The sequence below is a fragment of the Spirosoma migulaei genome (genome assembly GCF_054776855.1).
Genome location: NZ_BAAHBG010000014.1, coordinates 14,417 through 39,634, shown reverse-complemented (window position 1 = coordinate 39,634; position 25,218 = coordinate 14,417). Strand labels below are relative to the sequence as shown.

Annotated in this window: 21 protein-coding genes; 7 read left to right on the top strand and 14 right to left on the bottom strand. The window is 47.6% G+C overall.

The window, feature by feature from the left end; translation table 11 throughout:
* Nucleotides 1-2: 2 nt before the first annotated feature.
* The 5 genes from ACYVGO_RS18090 to ACYVGO_RS18070 form a co-directional block, all read right to left on the bottom strand.
* The gene (locus ACYVGO_RS18090) at nucleotides 3-230 is read right to left on the bottom strand and encodes a type II toxin-antitoxin system MqsA family antitoxin (RefSeq protein WP_246859516.1); all 228 of its coding nucleotides are present in this window, start codon (nucleotides 228-230) and stop codon (nucleotides 3-5) included.
* A complete protein-coding gene (locus tag ACYVGO_RS18085) occupies nucleotides 227-544 on the bottom strand; it encodes a DUF4258 domain-containing protein (protein WP_460970460.1) in 318 nt (105 codons plus the stop codon). Before ACYVGO_RS18085 ends, ACYVGO_RS18090 begins: the two co-directional genes overlap by 4 nt.
* Nucleotides 544-1,767: a sugar MFS transporter gene (locus ACYVGO_RS18080; protein WP_460970459.1), complete on the bottom strand. Its 1,224-nt coding sequence runs from the start codon at nucleotides 1,765-1,767 to the stop codon at nucleotides 544-546. Before ACYVGO_RS18080 ends, ACYVGO_RS18085 begins: the two co-directional genes overlap by 1 nt.
* A 92-nt stretch (nucleotides 1,768-1,859) precedes the next feature.
* A complete protein-coding gene (locus ACYVGO_RS18075; protein WP_460970458.1) occupies nucleotides 1,860-3,236 on the bottom strand; it encodes a Gfo/Idh/MocA family protein in 1,377 nt (458 codons plus the stop codon).
* Between the two features lie 95 nt (nucleotides 3,237-3,331).
* Nucleotides 3,332-4,438, bottom strand: coding sequence for an MBL fold metallo-hydrolase (locus ACYVGO_RS18070; RefSeq protein WP_460970457.1), 1,107 nt, complete (start codon nucleotides 4,436-4,438; stop codon nucleotides 3,332-3,334).
* A gap of 275 nt (nucleotides 4,439-4,713) precedes the next feature.
* Here ACYVGO_RS18070 and ACYVGO_RS18065 point away from each other — a divergent pair, with 275 nt between their 5' ends.
* Together ACYVGO_RS18065 and folE are read left to right on the top strand one after the other, a co-directional pair.
* On the top strand, nucleotides 4,714-5,175 hold the full coding sequence (locus ACYVGO_RS18065) for a 6-pyruvoyl trahydropterin synthase family protein (RefSeq protein WP_142772138.1): 462 nt from the start codon (nucleotides 4,714-4,716) through the stop codon (nucleotides 5,173-5,175).
* Nucleotides 5,138-5,872, top strand: a complete 735-nt coding sequence (gene folE, locus ACYVGO_RS18060; RefSeq protein ID WP_142772139.1) for a GTP cyclohydrolase I FolE — start codon at nucleotides 5,138-5,140, stop codon at nucleotides 5,870-5,872. The genes ACYVGO_RS18065 and folE overlap by 38 nt, the downstream gene beginning before the upstream one ends.
* 122 nt (nucleotides 5,873-5,994) lie before the next feature.
* On the opposite strand, the gene ACYVGO_RS18055 is transcribed toward folE, so the two are convergent.
* Nucleotides 5,995-6,921 (bottom strand): sugar phosphate isomerase/epimerase family protein, encoded by a 927-nt coding sequence (locus ACYVGO_RS18055; RefSeq protein WP_460970456.1) that lies wholly within the window; start codon nucleotides 6,919-6,921, stop codon nucleotides 5,995-5,997.
* Nucleotides 6,922-7,090: 169 nt separating this feature from the next.
* Between ACYVGO_RS18055 and ACYVGO_RS18050 the strand changes: the two genes are divergently transcribed.
* The 3 genes from ACYVGO_RS18050 (at nucleotide 7,091) to ACYVGO_RS18040 (ending at nucleotide 9,869) form a co-directional block, all read left to right on the top strand.
* The gene (locus tag ACYVGO_RS18050; RefSeq protein ID WP_460970455.1) at nucleotides 7,091-8,038 is read left to right on the top strand and encodes a threonine ammonia-lyase; all 948 of its coding nucleotides are present in this window, start codon (nucleotides 7,091-7,093) and stop codon (nucleotides 8,036-8,038) included.
* Between the two features lie 15 nt (nucleotides 8,039-8,053).
* Nucleotides 8,054-8,461, top strand: coding sequence for a GNAT family N-acetyltransferase (locus ACYVGO_RS18045; protein ID WP_460970454.1), 408 nt, complete (start codon nucleotides 8,054-8,056; stop codon nucleotides 8,459-8,461).
* A 76-nt stretch (nucleotides 8,462-8,537) separates the two neighbouring features.
* A complete protein-coding gene (locus tag ACYVGO_RS18040) occupies nucleotides 8,538-9,869 on the top strand; it encodes a PQQ-dependent sugar dehydrogenase (protein WP_460970453.1) in 1,332 nt (443 codons plus the stop codon).
* 81 nt (nucleotides 9,870-9,950) lie between these two features.
* Here the strand turns inward: ACYVGO_RS18040 and ACYVGO_RS18035 are convergent, their stop codons facing one another.
* Complete coding sequence (locus ACYVGO_RS18035; RefSeq protein ID WP_460970452.1) at nucleotides 9,951-11,672, bottom strand: hypothetical protein; 1,722 nt, start codon at nucleotides 11,670-11,672, stop codon at nucleotides 9,951-9,953.
* Nucleotides 11,662-12,270 (bottom strand): RNA polymerase sigma factor, encoded by a 609-nt coding sequence (locus ACYVGO_RS18030; protein WP_142772145.1) that lies wholly within the window; start codon nucleotides 12,268-12,270, stop codon nucleotides 11,662-11,664. Before ACYVGO_RS18030 ends, ACYVGO_RS18035 begins: the two co-directional genes overlap by 11 nt.
* 175 nt (nucleotides 12,271-12,445) lie before the next feature.
* Here ACYVGO_RS18030 and ACYVGO_RS18025 point away from each other — a divergent pair, with 175 nt between their 5' ends.
* Entirely contained in the window at nucleotides 12,446-13,150 is a 705-nt protein-coding gene (locus tag ACYVGO_RS18025; protein ID WP_460970451.1) for an SGNH/GDSL hydrolase family protein, read from the top strand.
* A 68-nt stretch (nucleotides 13,151-13,218) separates the two neighbouring features.
* Here the strand turns inward: ACYVGO_RS18025 and ACYVGO_RS18020 are convergent, their stop codons facing one another.
* From ACYVGO_RS18020 to ACYVGO_RS18010, 3 genes are all read right to left on the bottom strand, one after another.
* Entirely contained in the window at nucleotides 13,219-14,400 is a 1,182-nt protein-coding gene (locus tag ACYVGO_RS18020) for a glycoside hydrolase family 88 protein (protein ID WP_460970450.1), read from the bottom strand.
* Between the two features lie 188 nt (nucleotides 14,401-14,588).
* Nucleotides 14,589-17,699 carry an efflux RND transporter permease subunit gene (locus ACYVGO_RS18015; RefSeq protein WP_142772150.1) on the bottom strand — a complete coding sequence of 1,037 codons (3,111 nt, stop codon included), beginning with the start codon at nucleotides 17,697-17,699 and terminating at the stop codon, nucleotides 14,589-14,591.
* Nucleotides 17,700-17,805: 106 nt separating this feature from the next.
* A complete protein-coding gene (locus ACYVGO_RS18010) occupies nucleotides 17,806-18,945 on the bottom strand; it encodes an efflux RND transporter periplasmic adaptor subunit (protein ID WP_142772151.1) in 1,140 nt (379 codons plus the stop codon).
* A gap of 471 nt (nucleotides 18,946-19,416) precedes the next feature.
* Between ACYVGO_RS18010 and ACYVGO_RS18005 the strand changes: the two genes are divergently transcribed.
* Nucleotides 19,417-21,576 carry a hypothetical protein gene (locus ACYVGO_RS18005; protein WP_460970449.1) on the top strand — a complete coding sequence of 720 codons (2,160 nt, stop codon included), beginning with the start codon at nucleotides 19,417-19,419 and terminating at the stop codon, nucleotides 21,574-21,576.
* 7 nt (nucleotides 21,577-21,583) lie between these two features.
* On the opposite strand, the gene ACYVGO_RS18000 is transcribed toward ACYVGO_RS18005, so the two are convergent.
* The 3 genes from ACYVGO_RS18000 to ACYVGO_RS17990 all read right to left on the bottom strand — a co-directional run bounded on the left by ACYVGO_RS18000 (nucleotide 21,584) and on the right by ACYVGO_RS17990 (nucleotide 25,028).
* On the bottom strand, nucleotides 21,584-22,213 hold the full coding sequence (locus tag ACYVGO_RS18000; protein ID WP_460970448.1) for an NUDIX hydrolase: 630 nt from the start codon (nucleotides 22,211-22,213) through the stop codon (nucleotides 21,584-21,586).
* Nucleotides 22,214-22,279: 66 nt separating this feature from the next.
* On the bottom strand, nucleotides 22,280-23,311 hold the full coding sequence (locus ACYVGO_RS17995; protein WP_460970447.1) for a hypothetical protein: 1,032 nt from the start codon (nucleotides 23,309-23,311) through the stop codon (nucleotides 22,280-22,282).
* A 127-nt stretch (nucleotides 23,312-23,438) separates the two neighbouring features.
* Nucleotides 23,439-25,028, bottom strand: coding sequence for an NAD(P)/FAD-dependent oxidoreductase (locus tag ACYVGO_RS17990; protein ID WP_460970446.1), 1,590 nt, complete (start codon nucleotides 25,026-25,028; stop codon nucleotides 23,439-23,441).
* Nucleotides 25,029-25,218: the final 190 nt, after the last annotated feature.

Genomic DNA, 25,218 nt, shown 5'->3' with positions numbered 1-25,218 from the left:
ATTCAAAGCGACAATACTTCTAATTGATGTTTTTTCTGGCGCGCTTCCAGAACAATATTTTCTAGTTGTTGCGCTGTTTGATTATCGATCCATTCTTCTCCGCATTGATTGCAAATCATAGCTGGAACATGACGAACAACAACTAATCCGTCTCCCGAATCAACACTATAGGTAGTACGACCAGCTTCTTTGTGACCTCCACACATGGGGCAAATCTTAGATGTTGTCATTGCTTCTTTGTCTTATAATCTGACTCAAACACCTCAAGTGATGGCTCGTAAACTGTAATGATATACACCATCTCCTCTACATTATCATAAGAAACTACTGTATGTAAAGGCCGGGCATGTATCCATCCAAACATTAATATGCTTGGAAAAGGTCGATCATCAATGTAAGATCTAATTACCTCACCCGAATGCAGTATTTGCAGAACATCACGTTGAAGAATATTACGTTCTGCTAATCGCTGAAGGGTATGTTTTCTCCAGTTGATATTGCCTTTTTCAACAGCTAGACGTAGCTGCTCAAGGTTAAATAACATTACCAGCTCGATTTTTTGTAGCCTACGGTAGCGTAGTACAATATAAAGCCAAACAGCGGCAATAGCATACCATAGGCCATTTTAGGACTAACGTTATCCGTGAGGTAACCATGCAGCAAGGGTAGCAAAGCACCACCCGAAATCCCCATAATGAGTAGGGCCGAGCCAAGTTTCGTGAATTTACCGAGTCGATTTAGCGCCAGTGGCCAAAGTGCCGGCCAGATAGGAGCTAAGCCAAAGCCAAGGAGAGCTACACATAATACAGATGTAAAACCACTGGTCAGGAGCGTTGCCGTTGTGAGAACAAGTCCGTACGCAGCACCAAACCGAAGGGATGTTTGCTGTGATATAAAACGGGGAATCAGGACAATACCGAGTACATAGCCACCCAATAAGCCATAAAGAGTATAGGTTGTAAAGTATTTTGCTTCGTCGTTATGGAAACCAAGCGCCTTACCATAGTTGATAATTGTATCGCCCGCTATAACCTCGGCACCTACGTAACAAAACAGAGCTATAACACCCAGAACAAGGTTTGGAAATTGCCAAACGCTGGTATGAGCCGAGACCTCCGATGTTGTATCATCCTGTTCTTCGGATACCTCCGGTAAGTTAGAATACCGAATTAGGGCCGCTAGTACTACCAGTATACCTGTCAGGATTAGATAAGGTGTGACTACTTTTTCTAGCGAAGCGGCTCCCGAAACAGCATTGGCCCCTGTTAAAAAAAGCCCTCCAAAGATAATTTGACTAAAAATGCCCGCCATTTTATTGGCAACGCCCATAAAACTGATTCGTTGAGCGGCACTTTCGCGTGGACCGAGAATAGTAGCGTAGGGGTTGGATGCTGTCTGTAGAACTGTGAGGCCAATGCCAATCAGGAACAGACCTACCAGGAACAACGGATAGGATACTGATTTGGCTGCTGGAACGAAAATGAGCGTACCCACGGCCATCACCAATAACCCAAGGGACATACCGTTCTTGAAGCCCGTTCGCTTCAGCACTGCCGACGACGGAATGGCCATGAGCGTATAGGCAATGAAAAAAGCGAATGCTACCAGATTAGAGCCAACCGTACTCAGATTAAATGCTTGTTTAAAAAAAGCAATCAGTACACTGTTTACCCAGGTAACAAAGCCAAAAATGAAGAAAAGGGCGCCAATAATGAGCAGCGGGCCTAGGTAACTCTGGGGTTTAGGTGGAGCGGTAGTTGGTGTCATTGATTGATTCGTAAGTTAGAGCAGGTAGGGGAACTGATTTTTAAAATTTTTTACAAATTATAAAGAGAAATTGACTTATCGTCAACTACGCTTTAATAGTTGTCGCCGAGACCAAAAATCGGCTTGTTGGTTTTCCACTTTCCACGGGTGAAATCAGGAATTTCAATGGGTTTGCTACCCCCAGCTATACTCTGTTCTGACAATGGGCTAATGGCACTCCAGACTGCTGCGTCATATACATCTATAGGTGGAGCGGTCTTCGCTTTTATTGACTCAATGAAGGCCCGAAGTACAAAAAAGTCGATGCCACCGTGACCTGCGTTTTCGGCGGTTTGAGCGTGGCGTTTCCAGAGTGGGTGATCATATTTTTCCTGATAGGGGGCAAATGGCTCCCAGCTATGGGCTTTCGGGCTGACACCTTCCAGGTAAATCATATCGTTGTCGTCCATCCAGATGCCATTTGTACCCTGCGCCCGGAAACCAAGCGAGTAGGGGCGAGGAGAGTTTGTGTCGTGAATGATAACGATATTCTCACCATTGGCACATTGAACTACTGTAGTTACCACATCGCCCAGCTTAAAGTTAACCTTGGCGTTCGGATGGTCCGGTCCCCCTTTGTCGACAACGTATTTGTGAAGGCCCCGGCTTTTAGTGGCTGTACTGGTCAGGTGGGTAAAGCGGTTACCCCGGTTAATATCGAGCCAATGAGCTACTGGGCCGAGTCCATGGGTAGGGTAAATATCGCCATTACGATCAACCGAGTGCTGGGTCCGCCAGTGAGCTTCTGAGTATCCTTTTGCGCCAAACTCGGCACCAACACCGCCAATCGATTTGCCATCGTTGAATTTGATGTTCCGTAAATCATGCTGATACCCGCAATGGGCATAGGTCATCTCGCCAAACATGCCCTTCCGAATCATGTTCAGCACCGACAGCACATCGCGTCGGTAGCAGACATTCTCCAGAATCATGCAATGCGAACCCGTTTTCTCGAACGTATTGACCAAATCCCAGGATTCTTTGAGCGTTACGGTCGCCGATACTTCAACACCGGCGTATTTGCCAGCCTGCATGGTAGCAACGGCCATGGGCACGTGCCACTCCCAGGGGGTAGCAATGACAACGCCGTCGATATCATCGCGTTTGAGCATCTCTTTGAAAGCCTCGTCGCCTTTTGTATAGGCTACCGGGAGTTTCCGCCCCTTCTTCTCGATCATCGCATTCGTGCGGCTGATGGCTTCGGGGTCAGGATCGCAAATGGCCGTAATCTCAACATCATCACGAAACAGCGCCTGGTCAACGTGACTGCGTCCCCGTGCACCAACACCGATAAACGCCAGCCGAACTTTTGGATCAGCTGATTTATCCGAACGAGACTCGGCATTTGTTAAAATAGTTGGAAAAACAGAGGTTGCTGCGCCCGTAAGGGCGGCTGTTCGAATAAATTCACGACGGGTAGGCGATTGCATAAAGGGACAGTTGCGTATAAAACGATTGACCTGTCAAAGAACGAGATTTCAGGTCAAAAAACATACGCCAGTGCCGTTTTACCCAATTTTCTGTATTAGAAATTCCACCACACGGCTCTTGGGTAGGACGCGTTCAGAACAACGGGTTCGCCAATTTTGGGTGTTGTTACGTCAAAACCTTCTTTCTCCGCTTTTTTGAGTAGCCGTTCAATGGGTTCGTTCCAGGCGTGCATGGCTAGGGAAAATTTGGCCCAGTGCACAGGGAGTAAAGTTCTTGCCCGTAGATCCTGGGCAGCAGTAATGACTTCTTCGGGCATCATATGGATGTTTGGCCAGTCTTTACCATACTGCCCGCATTCGAGAATAGCCAGATCGAACGGGCCGTACTGATCGCCAATGGTCTGAAAATGTTTGCCGTAGCCTGAATCGCCCCCCAGAAATAGCTTGTAGCCGTGAAGGTTCAGCACGAAGGAAGTCCATAGGGTTTTTCCCCGTGCAAAACTGCGCCCCGAAAAATGCCGGGCAGGTGTGGCTGTCAGGTCAATACCGGGTGCAACGGGCTGATGTTCCCACCAATCAAATTCCACGATCCGATCGGCCGGAACACCCCAGCGTTCGAGGTGGGCACCCACACCCAAAGCGGTGTAGAATTTCTTGACTTTATGAATCAATTTCGTAACGGTCTCATAATCGAGGTGATCGTAGTGGTCGTGGGAAAGAACCAGATAATCAATAGCAGGCATATCGTCGACGCTATACACATCCGTTCCCGGAAACGACTTGCCGAAAAACGATACGGGCGACGCATGGCCGCTGAATACAGGATCGACCAGAAGGGTCACGCCTTTTGATTTGATCAGGTAGGATGAATGGCCAAACCAGACGATTGTTGGTGTTGAGTCCCCCAAAGCTTTCAGATCTGTTTTAACGGATGGAAGAGGCAGGGGTGGAATGTTATTTTTATCTTTTTGAAAGAAATCACGCATCAGCCCCGCATACGACGCATCTTCGCGCATCACTTCGGTTGGTTCCAGATTCTGAAATGAACCATCCTTGTAGTTCGGGGAGCGTTTGATTCGGTCTAATCGGGTCTCGGCTGGATTGCGGCCGAAGGTGCTTTGTTGCATAAAAAGCAGCGTTGCTACCACTAATCCAGTCAATATAAATGCAGTAAATATCATGATGGTTCGAAAGCGTTTCATGGGGTCACAACGGGTGCAGCCCTGGACCGGTTCCTGATAGCCGAAGGTTTTTATGGGTGGGAACGTTAGCGGATAAGCGGATGTTATTATCCAGAATCGGAGCCTTTCTTGTTTAATCTTTTATGTAAAAGGTTGAACAAAAATAGAAGAGAACCGGTTATTAAAGCATCAATCGCATACGAAAGGGCGTCTTGGCTACACGCTCCGCTGTCTGCCTGTGTTGTACACAAACTTTGTAACGACAGGTTGATTGAACCATTTTTCAATTCATTTTTATGGACACTTCTGGAACGGAAGTTCCCCGAATCAACACGCTCAGCACTAGTGGTCAGCGAGTTGCCGTATTTCGGAAAGAACATTTTAACGCGGCACATCGTCTGAACAACCCAAATTGGTCAGATGAAAAAAATACCCGTGTGTATGGTAAATGCAACAATCCCCATTTTCATGGTCATAACTATGAGCTGATTGTGCAGGTTGTTGGCCCGATTGATCCTGAAACGGGCTACGTTATTGACATGAAGCATCTTGGCGACCTTATGAAGGAACATGTCCTTGATCGCTTCGATCACAAGAACCTTAATCTTGATACCGATGAATTCGCCGATTTAAATCCGTCGGCCGAGAACATTGCCATCGTTATCTATACCATTTTACGCAATCAGCTAAGCGAGGGCTTAGATCTTAAAATCAGACTGTATGAAACTGAACGGAACTTCGTCGAATACCCCGTCTAATGGCCATGCGCTAAATGGACATGGACACCATAGCGACGAATTAGTGGATGAACTCGGCGATGATCATGGAACAAGTTCTATTGACACACCGATGCGTGATGATGCGTTTGCCCTTGATGATGACCTGAAAATGGAGTTAATTGAAGAGCATTTTCGCGAAATTATGAATATTCTGGGCCTGGATCTGACGGACGATAGTTTGAAAGGCTCGCCCCGGCGCGTTGCCAAAATGTATGTGAAGGAGATTTTCAGCGGTCTGAATCCAGCAAATAAGCCCAAATCAACGCTGTTCGACAACAAGTTTCAGTACAATGAGATGCTGGTTGAAAAAGACATCACCGTTCAAACGTACTGCGAACACCACTTTGTGCCCATTATTGGTAAAGCCCATGTGGCTTATATTTCAAGTGGGAAAGTAATTGGTCTTTCGAAACTGAACCGGATTGTGGAGTATTTCTGCAAGCGTCCTCAGGTTCAGGAGCGTCTGACGATACAGATTGCCGATGAACTGAAGCGTGTTCTGGAAACAGAGGATGTTGCCGTCATTATTGATGCCAAACACCTTTGCGTGTCAACCCGTGGAGTTCGTGATCTGAATAGCACAACCATCACCTCGTCTTATAGCGGCAAGTTTGAGCAGGAAGCCACCCGGCAGGAATTGCTTCGGTATGTAGCTCAGCCAAGTGTAGGACTTTAATGATAGTGTCATTACTGGTCAGGCCTTGTCAATAGGTTGCCATTTATTGTAAACAGCATATGCCTGTATATACAACGAATGACAACCTAATGACAAGGCCTGACTAGTAATGACAAATTATTTTATACCGTTGGCCCTACGCGTTCGAGTATTGCTTTTGCCTTACGGATACCTTCATACTCCTCAAGACCATCGCCTTCGTATTCGATGCCAATGGTTCCTTTAAAACCGCTGTCTTTCACAATCTTCATGATGCGATTATAGTCAGTTTCAACGCAGTTACCATTTGCGTCGAAGTCATAGAATTTAGCTGATGCACCTTTCGCAAATGGCATTAGCTCGGCTGTGCCCTTATAGCGATCGTATTCTTCCAGGCAGGCGTGCCCCTGGCCATGTTTGATGCAGAAATTGCCAAAGTCGGGAAGGGTGCCCACGTTTTTCATGCCCACCTGTTTCATCACACCGGATAGCCATTGGCCATTTGATGAATAACCACCGTGGTTTTCAACGATGACGTTGATATTCATGGTTTTGGCGAACTCACCTAATTTGCTTAAGCCTTCAACGGCAGCTTTAGAAACTTCCTCGGCAGTGCCTTGCCCGGCAGCATTAACCCGGATGGTTTTACAACCCAGGTACTTGGCACATTCCACCCATCTGTGGTGATTTTCAACCGCTTTCATCCGTTCAGCAGCATCGGAAGCGCCCAGGTTTCCTTCTCCATCGATCATAATCAAGTGGTTCGTAATCCCATTGTCTTTGCAACGGGTTAGCAAGTCGTTGAGATAGGTTTTGTCCTGTGCTTTGTCTTTGAAGAACTGGTTCACATACTCAACAATGCTGATATCGAACTCTTTACGCGCAATGCCTGGAAAATTCAGGTTCGTAATTTTCTTGCCGAACAGTGCTTTGTGTAATGACCACTCAGCCAGTGAAATATCGAAGAACATTTTTTTTGTGGGTGCTTCAGCAAAAACAGCTGGCATAACAGCCATACCTGCCAGCGAGCCAGCAGCTTGTTTCAGGAACGAACGACGGTTGGTAGTCATAACGTAACAGATTTAGCGAATTAAGGTTGGGGAAGTAAACGGCTACTTCGGTTGGTAAAGTACTAAATTAGCTGGAAGTTACTCATTTGATGCAATGAGCGAGCAATGGTTTATATGGGGCCAAGCTTTTTTGTTCGTAATTTGCCCGCATCTGTAGTCTTAAAGCCTGATGATTTCATTCGATACTATACGGGAGGCCCACGACCGAGTTCGGCCTTATATTCACCGCACTGCCGTGCTCACGAATCAAACGATTAATGAACGGGTCGGGGCCGAACTGTTCTTTAAATGCGAGAACTTTCAGAAAATAGGAGCTTTCAAAGCCCGTGGTGGTCTTAATGCAGTTTTACAAGTTGTTCAGAATAAGGAAGGTAACGCCATAACAACGCATTCGTCGGGTAATCATGCACAGGCGGTTGCCTTTGCCGCTCGCCAGGTTGGTCTTCCCGCGTACATTGTGATGCCACGCACCGCACCGCAAGTGAAAAAAGACGCGGTTCATGGCTATGGTGCAGAGATCATTGAATGTGAACCAACCCTCGAAGCGCGCGAAGCTGGCGTTCGTGAGGTGATGGAACGAACAGGTGCCGTATTGGTTCACCCCTTCGACGACGACCGCGTGATTGCCGGGCAGGCTACGGCTGCCAAAGAGTTGATAGAGGATGCCGGAACGTCTGTACCATTCGATATAATTATGGCACCAGTTGGTGGGGGAGGGCTACTTAGTGGTACAGCTTTGACCACTCATTACCTATCCCCAAAAACCCGTGTTATTGCCGGAGAGCCCGAAGGTGCCGCCGATGCCGTACTGTCATTTCAAAGCGGACGAGTAGAGAAAGCACCTTATATTAATACCATTGCCGATGGGCTCATGACAACCCTGAGTGAGCGAACACTGGCCATTATCCAGTCGCATGTTATGGATATTCTGACTGTTTCCGATGCTGAAATTATAGCGGCCATGCGACTCGTTTGGGAACGGATGAAAATCGTTATCGAGCCATCGAGTGCCGTTCCATTGGCAGCCGTTCTGAACTACAAAGAGCAGTTTGCCGGCCAAAAAGTCGGCATTATTATAACGGGAGGGAATGTCGATTTAGGAAAATTGCCGTTTTGACTTTGTTCGTAAAACATGATTTTAATTCGTTCCATCACGCCTGAGCAAACCTACCCGTTGCGGCATAATGTACTCTGGCCCGACAAACCTTTTGAGTATGTGAAGGTAGAAAACGATGCGGATGGCTATCATTTTGGGGCATTTCTGGAAGATGAGCTGGTTGCCGTAATCTCACTATTTGTTAACGACAAAGACAGCCGATTTAGAAAATTTGCTACTCGGTCTGATTGTCAGCGGCAGGGAATTGGTACGCTTTTATTAAACCATGTCATTGATGAAGCAAAACGGTTGAGAGCTACAACTCTCTGGTGTGATGCCCGGCTTGAAGCGGCAGATTTCTACCGTCGATTTGGTATGGAAGCTGTGAGTGAGGTATTCTATAAAGGGCCTATTCCGTACGCTAAATTTTCCCGAGCCTTGTGAGAATAACAGCTTTACAGGCCAAGCCATAACCAAATGAATGTACAGGCAGTTGAGTAAAGGTACAATTTACTCAACAATGAAAACAACCACATATCTGCTGACAGGCGTTGCGCTGTCGGCGCTATTTCTGAGCTGCAATCAGAAAAAAGACGCTAACCAGACTGGTGAGAAGGTTAATACCGTCGATACAACAATTAGCTTACCTGCGCCTTTCGCGACTAAATCGGCGAAAAACTTTAGTAATGTTACCGGCTGGCCCGAAGGCAAAACTCCCCAGGCACCAGCGGGCTTTACAGTTACGGAGTTCGCTCGTGATTTGGATAGCCCCCGCTGGATATATGAGGCTCCTAACGGCGACATCTTTGTAGCGGAAGCGAATACAGAACGAGACGGGGCCAAAGAAAAGGTCATTAATGCGGTAACCGGACGGAATAAATCCGAGCGGGAAGGAACTAGCGCCAATCGTATCACGATTTTCCGGGATACGAATAAAGATGGGAAACCTGATTTACGACAACCATTTCTATCGGGTGTTGATCGGCCATTTGGCATGCTTGTTCTTGGTAACAGTTTCTACGCTGCTGGTACAGGTGCGTTAATGCGCTATGATTACAAACCGGGACAAACCAAGATAACGGCTCCCGGTAAGAAAATCCTGGATCTACCCGTTGGCGGCTACAACAACCACTGGACCCGAAATTTACTGGCCGGCCCCGATGGGAAGAAGATTTATATTACGGTTGGGTCAGGTAGTAACGTTGGGGAGCATGGGCCTGAGAATGAACTCCGCCGGGCTAATATTTTGGAAATCAATCCCGATGGTTCCGGTGAACTCATCTACGCCAGTGGTTTACGGAATCCCGTTGGTATGGGGTGGCAACCCACAACAAAGGTGCTCTATACGGCTGTTAACGAGCGTGACGAATTAGGTGATGACCTCGTACCAGATTATATGACGAGCGTGAAAGAGGGCGCGTTTTATGGCTGGCCTTATTCTTACTACGGACAAAATGAAGACCCTCGTCGGAAAGGTGAACGACCAGATTTAGTTAAGAAAGCCCTGGTGCCCGATGTGCCGCTTGGATCGCATACGGCTTCGCTTGGATTAGCTTTTTATGACAAAACGACGGGGTCACGCTCGACATTCCCCGAAAAATATCAAAACGGAGCCTTTATTGGACAGCATGGCTCCTGGAATCGTTCGCAACTCGTTGGTTATAAAGTCGTTTTTGTGCCGTTTAAGGACGGGAAACCCGGCAAGCCTGAAGATTTTTTAACCGGCTTTCTGGCGGGGAATAACAAAGACGTACACGGTCGACCCGTTGGCGTGACTGTACTTTCTGATGGATCAATGCTTGTAGCCGACGATGCTGCCGGGCGTATTTGGCGGGTATCAGCGGATAAGTAAGTATAAAATAGAGCGCTGATTTTTAGGGTCTATCTAATTAGAGTAATAGATAGATCCTAAAAATCAGCGCTCTATTCGTATTTAAAACTGGTACAGTAATCTAGCCCTTAGACTGACAGTTGTTGTATTCCGCCAATTTTGGTCAGGCTGCATCGTTTGTGCATTGCTTTGCAGGGGTAAATTAAGGACAGGACTTCCCTGTAGTGCCCAATGTCTACTGTGCCATTCAATACCAGTTCCCAGCGATAGGGTATTGATTAAATTAATCGACTGGGTTTTGTTGACATTTACCTGAGCAAAATCAATGCGATTTTGCTGGAAAGGGGGTAGGGGCAGCCGGCAATAAAACGTCACATTTTCTGTGTTCTGCAGATTTAAATAGGTACTAACGGTTGGTAGTAATGAGAGCGACTGGTTAAGCGGAATCCGATAACCAAGGCTTACTGGGATCTGATACCGTGTTTGACGGGTATCAATATTTAATATATCACGGAATTGATCAATTCCTGGACCAAATTCCTTTTTGAAATTACGATGTGTACGATCTTCGAAGTCATCGTCATTGGTAAACTTATTCGTATACGTCGCCTGGACAAATCCAACACCAACGGTCAGATGCTTGCCCAGAAGCACTTCACCAAATGCACCTGCGTTCCATAAACCAGAGGCTAGTTCACCACCTACACCTAGCCGGAACTGGATCGGTAGTTGCTTAACTGGCTGGCTGGCTGGAGCCGTTTGTACCTCATCAATAACCGCTGGAGTCCAGGCCTTTCTTATTCGATTTGCTCGCTGAGCCAACATGCCATTCCAGTTAGCGGTTTTTGCCGATAAAGGGCGACTGGTAGCCAGTTCGTAACTGGCTGATGTACCACTCATAGCAACTAACTGCTCGGTTTTGGATTGCTGAGTTTGCTCGACCGAGTTAACTAGGTTTGTAGCCCTGTCTGAATAGTTAGTTTTAGGACTCCGACTATTCGTCACCATGCCACTAGCTGGATTGGTCTGGTAAACTTCATTTGTATTTGAATACCGACCTTTCCTGAGCCGACGTTCACGGCTGGTATTGGCAAGTGGATTCGCCGATTTATCCAGCGTAACCGAAGGAGTAACGTTGTTTTCAGAACTGGTTATAGAGGTATTTTTTTCACTGGTTAAGGGAGTAGAGGAAACGCCATATGAATCAGTTTTCTGGTTGTTAGTTAGGTTAGTAGGTTGGCGTGATGGGCTCGTAGAAACAGACGATCGACTTGTTTCCGCATATCGTTGATCAGGCGGAGTTTCTGTTCCCTGCAATGCCCGTTCATCCACAGTCTCTGATCGTGAACGGGCAGGTGGCGTAACATAGCGGGTTATGTAAACAGTATCCCGTTCACCAGAAATTCCTTGTTTCTGATTCAACGATGGCATTGATTCACGGCTTTGCACAGGCAACGGCTGACGAGCGCCCTCTGTTTGGGATAGTGTCGACTGTTCCTGTCCGGGTAAGGTAGGAGCTGCCTGCGTTGAATCAGGCTTTTGTTTGAGTTGACCTATCGCCTGACGCAGGTTGTTAATTTCAGCCCGTTGCCAGATGCTAAAGGCTACCAACACAACGGTACTGATAGTTGCAGCCGCCATGAGCCAGGGGTGCGATGACCAGATACTCTGACTGAAGGGTTGCCCTGTGCCGCCTGAGCCGGGTTGGGGCGGACTAGCCTGCTGAAGCGTGGCTTGCATCCTCGTCCAGTCTTTTTCGGTAAATTCCGGCCGAATACTTTCCAGTTTTCGCCGGATAATATCGGAAAATCGGTCAGTTTTCATGATATGGAATGGTGGCACCAGGGCCAGAATTTTCGTAAAATGGATAAGCTTGTTTGATGAGTACCTGTAACTTCTGCCGGGCGCGGGCGTAGTTCGAACGCACAGTAGCCTCGTTATGGCTCAATATACCGGCAATTTCGTGGAGGGTGTAGCCATCCACTACGTGCATCATAAATACGGTCCGGTAAGTTGGTGTTAGTTGCTGAACCAGGGCCAGAATCTCTTCAGCAGCAATCTGATCAACAATATTCTCATCGAAGGCCACCTGTTCGCCCGCGTCCAGCGATGTGTGTTGCTCAAACCGATGATTTTTGCGATAGTGACTAATCGCCGTATTTACCAGAATTGTCCGCAGCCAGGCTTTAAATGGTAATGTTTCATCATAACTATCTAAATGCTGAAATGCTTTCAGAAATCCTTCGTTTAGTACATCTTCGGCTTCCTCACTACTTGAGGTGTAGCGCAGGCAGATACTCTTTGCATAGCCAAAAAACTGCTTGAACAGCGTTCGTTGGGCTCGCGGGTCGTTTACGCGACAAGCCCGAATAACGCTTAGCAGATCATTATCGGCGAAGGAAGACGATTTTCGGAAAAACAAAGTTCGATCGGATTTACGTTAACAACCTGACACTACATAGACTACGCGTTCCCAACGTATAACGTTGCAATTATTGTTTAGGTTGTTAATAATTTTTCTGTGTCCATTGCCACAGTTAGCCAGGCTGTTACGTAAAGGTAGGAAACGGGTTTATTCGCCCCGTTTTTATTGACTGATGAACGTGTTGGTAATTGGCGATGAACATACCTATGGCTTCGGCCTGTCGGGAGGAAACTTAAGTTTCGTAGGGCATTTTATTCGGCAGGTTAGCCGAGCCGGGCAACCCGTGTCGGTAGAAGCCTATGCTCATTTAACGATGGCGCAGATGTCGTCTACGCTGGCGCAACTACCCCTCAGCCGTTTCGACTTAATTATTCTTCAACTTGACCATCGGATTATTCAGCCCGCCGTCTTCGACTCGGTGAATGTGCCCTGTTTGGCGACACCGGCGTTACCACAGTCACTGACATTGCAATCTGGGGAAACAGAGGCTGGGCAACTTAGCCCATTCAAGGCAATGAGCACCTTATTACGTTCTTTCGTTCGGTCGCGCGACAAAATGGCCTTGTCTGTTTTGCTGAAACAGTTACGCCCCTTCCGTCATAATGTTTTGATACTGACTCCATTTCCGAATCGGGATCGGATTAACCAGTGGGTTCGGCAACGCAGCCGCAACTTATTGTTACAGGAAGCGGAAAATCAATTGTTCAGTGTATTTGATTCCGATTTAGTAATTCGCCCAGAAGAAGAGTATTTTTTGGCAAATGACCCACAACATCTTAATGCCATCAGCCATGAACTATTAGGGCATTCCTTGTTTGACTTTTATTTGTCGGCTCCAACTATTGTGACAATTCAGGCTATTCGGCGCTATTACTAGATAAAGTTTTGACAGGATGAACAGGATTATTAATCCTGTTCATCCTGTCAAAACTCTTTTATACCAAATTACGACCGGAACGCTGATTTTTTCTGGAGCGCATCATAGCGGAGTAATGCTTCCAGATAGTAATAATCAGCGTAAATGATTGGTGTATCCACTTCACTCTTTTGGGGTTTATGCCCTACGCTGTGTTTCAGAATAAAGTTATTATTCTCGCCCAAATTGGCTTTGTAAGCTGGGCTGGACAGGCTTTCCAGCATCTTCACCGCTGATTGGTAATACGTCTTGGCCGATGGACCGCCGTAGGTGCACAGTTCAAGTAAAGCTGAGGCTGTAATGGCAGCGGCCGAGGCATCCCGTTCTTCGTTGGGAATATTAGGCGCATTAAAGTCCCAGTACGGAACCTTGTCGGCGGGTAAGTTTGGATGACTCAGGTAAAAATCAGCAATGTGACGAGCGAAATCCAGGTACTTTTTGTCTTTTGTTTCACGATACATCACTGTGAAGCCGTATAAGCCCCATGCCTGTCCCCGCGCCCAGGCCGAATTATCGGCGTAGCCCTGCGCAGTTTTTTTAGCCGCCACAGTACCGTCAGGATTGTAACAAACGACGTGGTAGCTACTATAATCGGGCCGATAATGGTTTTTTATCGTATTATCGGCATGTGTAACAGAGAGGTTATAAAATTCTTTATTTCCCGATCGTTTTGCTGCCCAGAACAAGAACTCCAGGTTCATCATATTATCGATGATAACAGGATAATCATAGTTCTGAAATTTATTCCACGATTTAATTACCCCAACCTTTGGGTCGAAGCGGGTAGATAGTGACTTCGCACCCGTGAGTAATATGGGTGGGTACGTCTCATTTTTAGTCAGCCGATACCCATTACCGAAGGGGCAATAGAGCATGAAACCTAAGTCGTGGGTACCCGTATTGTATTGCTCTTTGGCCACAGCCATCGTCCATTTGTTAGCGGCAGCTTTCCAGACTGGCGCTTTGGTTCGTTCATAGATATGCCAGAGTGAGCCACCAAAGAAGCCACTGCACCACCAGTCCGATTTACGGTTGTCAGGTGTGCCGTCGGGCTTCGTAGACTGTGGGAATTTGGTAGTGTCGGGGTGACTTTTAAGCATTAGCTCATATTGTTTGGCAGCAAAGGCAAATTCTTTATCGACGTTTAAGGGTGTTTGAGCGAAGGCAACCGGCCCAAGTAATAACAGGAAAAAATAGAAATAGCGTTTCATGCAGATTCGTGCGAAGAGCCAGTGGTTGGTGAAAGATGGCCCAAAAGGAAAGAAGGAAAAAGAAGGAAATTTATAACCGATACAAGGAATGTTTTTGTTGAGAAGTGAGGAAGACAGGCACTAAATGCATCAGGGGTGAATCTGTAAAGCCAGATTCACCCCTGATAAATATGTTAATAATATGGCATCTAAGCGGGTACGCCCACCTGCTTAGGCTTCATCGTATTGTCTGTTTGCGGCTCGTCCGGTGTTACATCCTTCCTGCGGCTCAGATAAGTATAAATAACGGGTACAACATAGAGTGTCAAAATGAGGGAGAATATTAATCCGCCCACAATCACAATACCCAGCGGAACCCGACTTTTCGATGCCGACCCTAAAGCCATGGCTAGTGGTAAAGCCCCAAAGGCAGCTACGAGCGTAGTCATTAGAATTGGACGAAGCCGCATGGCTGCCGATTGGGCTGCCGCTTCAAATTTATTCTTACCCTCCAATCGCTGTTCGTTGGCGAACTCTACAATCAGAATGCCATTTTTTGTAACTAAGCCCACTAGCATGATGATACCAATCTGACTGAAAATATTCAACGTCTGGTTAAACATCCACAGAGAGAATACGGCTCCGGCGAGGGCTAGCGGTACGGTAATCATAATAATAAGCGGATCGATAAACGAATCGAACTGGGCGGCCAATACCAGATAAACCAGAATCAGGGCCAGACCAAAAGCGAACAGCGTGTTAGACGAGCTTTCAGCAAAATCGCGTGAAGGGCCGGAAAGTGCTGTCTGGAAGCTTTGGTCGAGGGTTCGAGCGGCAATAGCCCGCATAGCCTCAACGCCGTCGCCAACCGTTTTGCCTGGAGCCAAATTGGCCGACACCGTAGCTGATTTGAATCGGTTAAAGTGATACACCTGCGGTGGACTACTCACCTCCTGGAATTTCACCAGATTGTCTAGCTGAATTAACTGACCTTGATTCGAACGGACATAGAACGAAGCTAAATCAACAGGGGAGTCACGATCGGCCCGGTCTACCTGCCCGATTACCTGATACTGTTTCCCATTCATCAGGAAGTAGGCCAGGCGACGATTACTCAAGGCTAGCTGGAGCGTCTGGGCTACGTCTTGTACTGAGATGCCAAGATTGGTCGCTTTCTCGCGGTCGATACTAATGTTCAGCTCGGGCTTGTTGAATTTCAAGTCCGTATCAGGATTCACGAATGTAGGATCTTTCTGAACCTCCTCCAGAAATACGGGTAGCTTCTCCCGTAGTTTCTCAAAATTCAGATTCTGAATCACGAATTGAACGGGCTGTCCACCCCCTCGGCCTACCTGAATCGTTTGATCCTGATTGGGAAACATACGGGCTTCATTGAACCTTCTAAGGTTTTTGGTCAGTAAGTCAACAATGTCCTGCTGCGACCGTTTGCGTTCGGAAGGGTCAACCATGTTTACCATCACAAAGGAGGAGTTAACCGCCCCCGCTCCCGAAAAACCAGGTGCTACCACACTAAATGCCAAACGGGTTTCAGGTATGGAGTCGAGCACAAACTGCATAACCCGGTCGGTCATGGCAGACTGCGCTTCAAAACTGGTGCCTTCGGGCGAGGTGATCGAAATACGTGTACGGCCCCGATCTTCTAAGGGAGCCAGCTCGGATTTAAGCATTGACCCTAATCCGAAAATCAGTGCTAAACAGGCAACAATCATGACGAATGCCCAACCGCGCTTCCGCATGAAACCCGTAAGGGACTCCCGGTATGAATCATCGAGCCAGTTAAAGAACGGTTCGGTTTTTCGATAGAACCAGGATTGTCCGTGATCTTTACTGGTCAATTTTACGCTGAGTACCGGCGTCAGGGTGAGTGATACAAAGGCAGAAATCAGTACGGCTCCAGCAACGACAATCCCAAATTCTCGGAACAATCGACCCACGAAACCTTGCAGGAAGATGATCGGCAGGAACACGATAGCCAGGGTAATAGAGGTAGAAATTACCGCGAAGAAAATCTCGTTGGAGCCTTCTCGTGCGGCCTCCTCGGTATCCATTCCCTGCTCGATCTTCTTGAAGATATTCTCTGTTACCACAATACCATCATCCACCACGAGCCCCGTAGCCAGAACGATTCCAAGCAGCGTCAGTACGTTGATACTGAAGTCGGCCAGGTACATGATGAAAAACGCACCGATAAGCGATACCGGAATGTCAATCAGGGGGCGGAACGCAATCAGCCAGTCGCGGAAGAAGAAGTAAATGACCAATACGACCAGTACGAACGAGATAAGCAGGGTTTCACCTACTTCCTCAATGGCTCGCCGAATGAAAATACTCCGGTCGGTACCAATGCTGACAATAATGTCGCTGGGGAGATCTTTCTTTAGCTGTTCGAAGCGTTTGTTGAATTCATCAGCAATGCTGACATAGTTGGCACCCGGCTGCGGAATCAACGCCAGAATTACACCGACCGCGCCATTTTGTTTCGAAATTGTTTCTTCGTTTTCGGCCCCAAGCGTTGCATAACCAACATCTTTAAACCGAACAATCTGATTGCTCGTCTGACGCAGAATCAGATTGTTGAAATCGTCTTCCGTAGTCAGCCTGCCTACCGCTTTTACAGTCAGTTCTGTATTGTTGCCATATACCTTTCCGCCAGGTAGTTCTACATTTTGCGCCGTTAGTGCAGCCTGAATATCCTGTGACGTTAGCCGGTAGGCCGATAATTTAATAGGATCAATCCAGAGACGCATGGCCTGGCGCTTAAGGCCATAAATATTGGCCTGACTAACGCCGGGAATGGTTTGTAACCGTTCCTGAAGTACATTCTCGGCATAGTCCGACAATTGCGTCGGATTGCGTGTAGTACTCTGAACCGTCATGAAAATGATTGGATCGGAGTTAGCATCCGCCTTTGTTACCACAGGTGGTGCATCAATATCTTGCGGTAGTTGCCGTTGAGCCTGAGCTACCTTATCGCGTACGTCGTTAGCCGCCTGCTCCAGGTTGGCATCCAGGTTAAATTCAACGGTGATCGTACTGGCACCCAGGGCGCTGTTCGAGGAAATCGTCCGGATGCCTTCAATGCTGTTCAGCGATTTTTCGATAGGCTCGGTAATCTGCGATTCGACGATCTCGGGGTTAGCCCCTGTATAGTTCGTGCGCACGGAAATCACCGGAGGGTCAATAGCCGGGTATTCGCGAACACCCAGGAATGTGAAGCCGATAACGCCGAACAACACAATAACGATGGACATCACCATCGCAAAAACAGGTCGGTTCAGACTAAGTTCGGGAAGACTCATGTTTGTTGAGTTTGCTTGTCAGTTTACGGTTTGAGGTATACGGTTGGCTACTACAGAAAGAACGTCAAACCGTACACGTCAAACCTCAAACAATATCAATTACTTGCTACATTCGGGCACTATTCGATAGTGTGATAACCTTACTCACCTTAACGGGCGAATCAGGTTTCAGAAACAACAGACCTGTAGTTGCAACGGTATCCCCCACCTGTAAGCCCGACAAAATCTGGATTGTACCAGCCGTACGGAGACCCGTTGTAACATCTTTAAACACTGCTTTGCCATTTTTGACAAGCACCACCTGATTCGTGCGGGTTTGCGGAATAACGGCCTGGGTCGGAACCACTAGACTTTGGTTATTCTGAATCGTAAGCGTGACACGAGCAAACGTACCCGGCCGAAAACGGGCCGACGTATTATTAACACGCGCCCGAATGCGAAGGTTACGGGTTTGTTCTTCCACCCCCGGCTCAATGGCGTAGACGACTCCCTGGCTCGGCTCTTTGCTTCCATCCACTAAAAACGAAATCTGGCTGCCATTGTGTACAGCCTGCCCATATTTTTCAGGAATTGAAAAGTCGAGTTTAAGCGACGATATCTGTTGTAGTCGCGCGATGAGTGTACTTGGCGATACAACCGCTCCTGAACTCACATTACGTAAACCAATAACACCCGAGAACGGAGCCCGAATTTCGGTTCTCTGTAGGTTGGCTTTCACCAGTTCGATGTCAGCCAATGACGACCGTAAATTGGTCGTCACGATGTCATATTCCTGTTGGCTTATACCACCCCGAGCCAGTAATTGTTTGTTACGTTCCTCAGTACGCTGGGCATTGTCGGCCTGCGCCTGAAGTTTTAACAACTGCGCCCGCAAGTCGGCGTCGAAGAGCTTAACTAATAACGCACCTTTTGTTACCGGCTGACCTTCATGGATATTCAATTGTGTAATCCGGGCCGAAATTTCAGGATAGATGTCAACCTGTTCCGAAGCCAGCAACGAGCCACTGGATACAATATCTTCCTGAAGACGTTTCGATATGACCACAAAGCCATTGATGTTGGCGGGACTCCCACTACCACCGGGGCCACCTTTACCGCCAGGGCCTCCTTTGGCATCAGCTCCACCTTTACCGCCACCTCCGGGTCCACCGCCAGCGGCTCCGGGAGCAGGATGTAATACTTTATTGTAGTAAATGATCCCGCCGAGTACAGCCGCAACGAGAATGAGAGCAATCCATCTTTTCACAGGGTAATAATTTGCAAGAGAAAACTTAATTTTTAACGGTTAAATGTCCGCGAAGGTTCTTAAACTGCAAAGCTATTAACGTTGACGACTTTATCAACCGTAGCTATCTGAAAGTGAGTGGTTTTTTGTAGAATATATAGAAGCTTATATAACGCTGATTTGCCCGTAAAAATCCTTATTCATGTACGAGTTACTCAGCCGATTTGCTTGCACTAAACAACCATTGATTGCTAGTAATGAACAAGATAAGGGGTTGTTGGTGTAAGAAATTAACCTGTATTTCTAATAGCACCATTCAGGAAGTACTTAGTTTACTTAGTACTTCCTGGCTAGAAAAAAAGTATTGCCCTACAAAATCTGCTTCTGGCATTTGTTGAGCAACGAAACTGAAGTCTAAAATCAGGTAAGTAAGTAATGATTTGGGAAGTAGTAGTTTATTGGGTTCTTTGCCAGGGTAATCACGTTTGTTGTATGATTAATCGGTTCTTTTTACTGAGTGTTGTTATCGTGGCGACGAGCCTTACCACTCGACCAATCCTTCACAACACTAATCCTCCAGCGCGCATTGACCGAAAAGCGCTGGTTAGTCGGCATAACGTTATCGTTACCCGATTCGATTCAATGCAGTCTTTATCGGTCGGGAATGGTGAATTTGCCGTTACGGTCGACCCAACGGGCTTACAAACGTTTCCTGATGTTTATCAGCAGGGTGTTTCGCTTGGCACCCAGTCGCAATGGGGTTGGCACAGCTTTCCAAATACGCAACAGTATCGTCTTGACGAGGTGTACAAAGAGTATCAGTCGCATGGGCGCGGTGTGTCCTATACGTATTCGTATGCAGCACCTGAGCGAAAAAAAGCCGCATCCGATTGGTTTCGGGAAAACCCGCATCGACTACATTTGGGTCAAATCGGTTTTGGATTGACGAAAGCCGATGGTTCGATGGTGAAACCTCTGGATTTGCGGAACATCCGGCAGGAACTGGACTTGTGGACGGGCGAGATTCGCAGCCATTTTGAGTTGGAAGGCCAGCCGGTAGATGTAATTACGGTGGGCCATCAGAGCCAGGACCAACTAGCTGTGCAAGTACGCTCTCCTTTGGTTAAAACCGGACGAATCACCATTACACTTCGCTTTCCGTATGGTTCTGGTGATTGGGAGAATGCGAGTGACTGGACCAAACCCCAGCGCCATAGCTCACGTCTTGAATACACAACTGGGCGTGGCGCGCTCATCGAACGAACGCTCGATACCACACGCTACTCGGTTAGCCTTGGCTGGAGCGAAAGGGCCTCACTGATGCAGCCCGAAAAGCACCATTTTGTTGTAAAACCAATGGGGCAGGGCGATTCATTTTCGATGAGCTGCCGGTTTTCGAACCGAACGATCAAGCAGGCACCGGCAACCTTTGAGGCTACCTTAGCCAATAGCCGCCAAAGCTGGGAGCAGTTCTGGTTATCGGGTGGCGCAGTCGACTTGTCGGGTAGTACCGATAAGCGTGCGGCTGAGTTGGAACGGCGGATTGTGTTATCGCAATACCTGACCAAACTGCAATGTGCTGGCTCCGCACCACCGCAGGAAACAGGTCTTACCTATAACAGCTGGTATGGAAAGCCCCACCTCGAAATGCACTGGTGGCATGCGGCCCATTTTGCGCAGTGGAACCGGATCGATTTGCTGGAGAAAAGCCTTGGCTGGTATAAATCGATCCGGGAAAAAGCACAGGCTATTGCCACCCGGCAAGGGTTTAAAGGGGTTCGATGGCCTAAAATGGTTGATCAGGATGGCAACGAAAGTCCGTCGACCATTGCGCCGTTTTTGATCTGGCAACAACCGCATTTTCTGTATTTTGCGGAGTTGTGTTATCGCCATCATCATAACCGGGCAGTGCTGGACAACTACAAAGATCTTGTTTTCGAAACGGCCGATTTCATGGCGTCTTACGCCTACTTCGATCCCGTAAAAAAGACCTACATTTTGGGGCCAGGCTTGATTCCAGCGCAGGAACGATTCAAAGCGGAAACGACCATGAACCCAACCTACGAGCTTGCCTATTGGCGTTGGGGGCTGACCGTAGCGCAACAGTGGCGACAGCGGCTGGGATTGCCCCGAAATCAACAGTGGGATGATGTACTGGCAAAACTCTCGCCCTTGCCTGTGCAGGACGGCCTATACCTGGCTGCCGAAAGTGCTCCCGATTCGTACACCTTCCAGCCGTACATGACCGACCATCCGACTGTATTGGGAACGTATGGCTTTCTGCCCGCATCCTCCCAGCTCGACCTGCCAACCATGCAGCGTACCTTCGATAAGATCATGAAAGTCTGGCATTGGGAGGAAACCTGGGGATGGGATTACCCGCTGGTTGCCATGACAGCTGCGCGCTTAGGGAAACCTAAAGATGCCGTTGATGTGCTGCTGATGAAGGTAACAAAAAACACATATCTGCCTAATGGGCATAATTATCAACGTAATAACCTCCGGATTTACCTGCCTGGAAACGGAGGGTTATTAATGGCAGTTTCCATGATGTGTGCTGGTTGGGATGGCTACAAGGGCGATCCAAATCCCGGTTTTCCTAAAGACGGTAGCTGGAATGTAAAGTGGGAGGGGCTAGCGCCAATGCCATAAAGACTAATTAAGCGTCCAGTATTACCAACAACTCGCTGATCATCATGGCTGTGGCTCCCCAGACCCGGTAGCCTTGAATCTGATAAAATGGGGCGTCTATTAGCATCCCACGGACTTCAATCTGGCTATCACCAACAATAGTTTCGTCGACAAGGGTTTCCAGGTCTACCTCTACAACCGCTTCGACTTCGCGTGGGTCGGGGTAAAAGTCTGGACGGTAAGGGAGAATGCCGACGACAGGCTGTACATAAAAATTACTCGGCGGAATAAATAACTCCGTCAGCAGCCCCAACACTTTCACATCGGATACCCTGATGCCCACTTCCTCCTGTGCCTCGCGCAGGGCTGTGCGCGTCAGGTTTTCGTCAATCCGTTCCATGCGTCCCCCTGGAAACGCCATCTGGCCAGCATGAACACCATCGTATTGAGGGCGAAGAATGAGGGGTAAATAAATCGAGTTCTGGTACGGATAAAAACAAATCAACACTGCCGACCGACGCGTTCGCTCATTGGGCTTAACACCCTGCCGATACCGAGCTGCTGATGCCATTTTCTGGTGGGCAGGTTCGCCTGGAAGTGGCTTTTGCAGCCGCTGGTGAAGGTCTTCAGCAAAAGTATGGAAGGATGTTTGCAACATTGACTGGTTCGGATAAGCTCGATTTTGGGTGTTTAGGAAATAGGAAAATCTGGTAAGCGCAACAGTTTATGGATAATACTCGATTGTACGTACTAAAGCTACTCCAATTTGTTTGCCGTTGGCATCAATTTGCTTTCGCTCGATCCAATTGCCATGATCGTCATACTTGAATTGGTAGGTTGGACTTTTAACGTTATCGAAATTGTAATTATATATTTTTTCTTCCCATTTATCTCCATTCTTATGACGGCTGGTATCTGATAAAATATACTTATGGATGGGATGTTGACGGCTAATGGTTTCTGAAATCAAGTTTCCTGTTTTGTTATATGATTGCCGTATTACCTGGGTAGCCGTTGTATCGTAACTAAAACTAACAATCTCGGTGAATTGATTAGTGGAATGGGATTCACTACGGATTAACCTTCCCTGATTATCATACTTATTCTTAACGTTTGTTATGAAGTTACTCCATTCTGGCTGAAGCTTTTGCAGGCTATCTTTTTTGTGCATCATGCTATCTAATGATCTCTCAAGTAACGTCTTCTCTGTCTCCGACAACTCGATACTGAATTCATTCCGTAAGAAATTATTGAGTGATGTATCTCGGGGATTGATTCGATCATCCGGTTGATTACGAGAACGTATTATATCTTCTGTACTATTTCCGTGTATATCCCACTTATGCCTTTGTTCTCTAACGAGCAGGGTATCCTGTTTATATTCACGCTGTATGGCAATTCGATTCAATGAATCGATGGATGTTTCAATTCGCCTATACATGGGTTTTCCCATAATGATTCGCTTATCCCGCATAATATAGCCGTACTTTTTTGGGTCATATTCGTAATCAATTCGCCCTCCTGTAGGTCCCCACAGAGGGTTTGATTCTAACGTTTCCTCCCAAAAACCAGTGATCTGCCCTTTGGCATTATACTCGTAATGAGTAGCCACAGTTGGTTTGTTGTAATCATCACGGGAAATGCGTTTCAGGAGTAATCCCAGCTTCGTGTATTCTTCCGAATAATTCTGTCCGGAAGGACCGTCAAACCAGTCTCCCTTTGTGTTTTTTATTGGTGATTGTACCTGAGTAATCAATTTGACCTGGCCTTTCAAGTTATGCTTCTGTGGGGCCGGTCCAGCCCAATCTGATAAAGATTGCGATCTTGACAAGGAAGGATATAGACAAACGATTACCAGAATTATTCGGAATAAACAACCCATACTAACGTGACTTATACAGCTTAACTAATTCCTCTGCACATCGTTCACCATCCATGGCGGCCGATACAATACCGCCTGCGTAACCGGCACCCTCGCCACATGGAAATAACCGCTTCACCTCCACATGCTCGCAGGTTTCCCGATCACGCGGAATACGAACGGGCGATGACGTTCGACTTTCGACACCAATGATTTGGCCATCGTTGCTGAGGTAACCGCGCATCTTTTTGCCAAAATCGCGCAGGCCCTGTCGCAACGGTTGAGCAATGTGATCGGGCAGCACATCCACCATATCGACCGATGCCAGACCCGGCTGGTAGGAGGTAGACAGTAACTCATTCGAGACGCGGCCATCCACAAAGTCGACAATGCGTTGCGCGGGTGCCGTCTGAGAATGTTCTGCTGCCGTTAAATTTCCCATCGTACAGGCCCATCGCTCAAGATCCTGCTGTAGAGCCAACCCTGCCAAAGGACCTTCATCGGCATAAGGCCGTAAATCCTCATCAGCAATAGCTACAACCAGTCCCGAATTGGCGTACTGCGAATCGCGACGGGACGGCGACATGCCATTGACAACCAACTCGCCGGGGGCAGTTGCCGCCGGAACGATAAAGCCACCCGGACACATACAAAACGAAAATACGCCCCGTTCTACCCCTTTAAACCGGGTTTGGGTAACAAGACTATAGGAAGCCGCCGGTAGGTAATCACCCCGATCGGGCCGATGGTATTGAAACTGATCGATCAACGACTGCTGATGCTCAATGCGAACGCCCATAGCAAACGGCTTCGCTTCGATACGAACGTTGCGGTCGTGTAACAGATAAAAAATATCGCGAGCCGAGTGCCCCGTTGCCAGAATAACCCCAATGCCCGTTACGGTTTCTCCATTCGCGAGAACAACACCTTTTAATTCATGATCAGTCAGAATTAGGTCGGTCACCTTGGTGTCGAACCGAACTTCGCCCCCGGCTTGCAGGATGCTTTCGCGGAGATCGGCGACAACATTCGGGAGTTTATTCGTGCCAATGTGTGGGTGCGCATCAACCAGAATCTGCTCGGTAGCTCCATGTGCAACGAAGATTTCTAGAATGCGCCTAACATCGCCCCGTTTGGTGGATCGGGTATAGAGCTTGCCGTCGGAATAAGTACCTGCCCCCCCTTCTCCAAAGCAATAGTTCGATTCAGGGTTGACGATATGGTCTTTGTTGATGGCTGCCAGATCGCGTCGGCGGGCGCGTACATCGCTGCCCCGTTCGAGCACAATGGGCTTAATGCCTAGTTCAATTAATCGAAGGGCGGCAAATAATCCAGCTGGTCCGGCACCTACCACAATCGCTTGTGGGGCACGGCTTACGTCAGTTTGTGGTTTTTTGTATTGAATGAGTTGGGGAGGAGCTTCACCGGCAAATACATCAGCTTCCACCTGCACCCGTACCTGTCGGTTGCGGGCATCGATGGACTGTCGACGTTTCCGAACAACAACGTCTTCTGTATCGGGTAAATCAAGCTGTGCCAATACCTGATTCCGAAAAGCCTGCTCATTCAGGGCTAGCTCGGGTGGTAAAGCAAGCGAAAGTTGATGAATCATGGTAAAATGGACTGTTCTACCAGCCGTCATGGCTATCGGGCAGAACAATAGGCGAAAGTACTTAAAATTGCTCCATTGGTAACAGGGGTAGGCTGATTTGGGTTCTTTTCGATTAGTTGAAAATTTATTGGCCAGGAAAAGAGTATAGGTTTAGTCTGACTATCTATTTCCTTTATTAAGATAAGAGGCC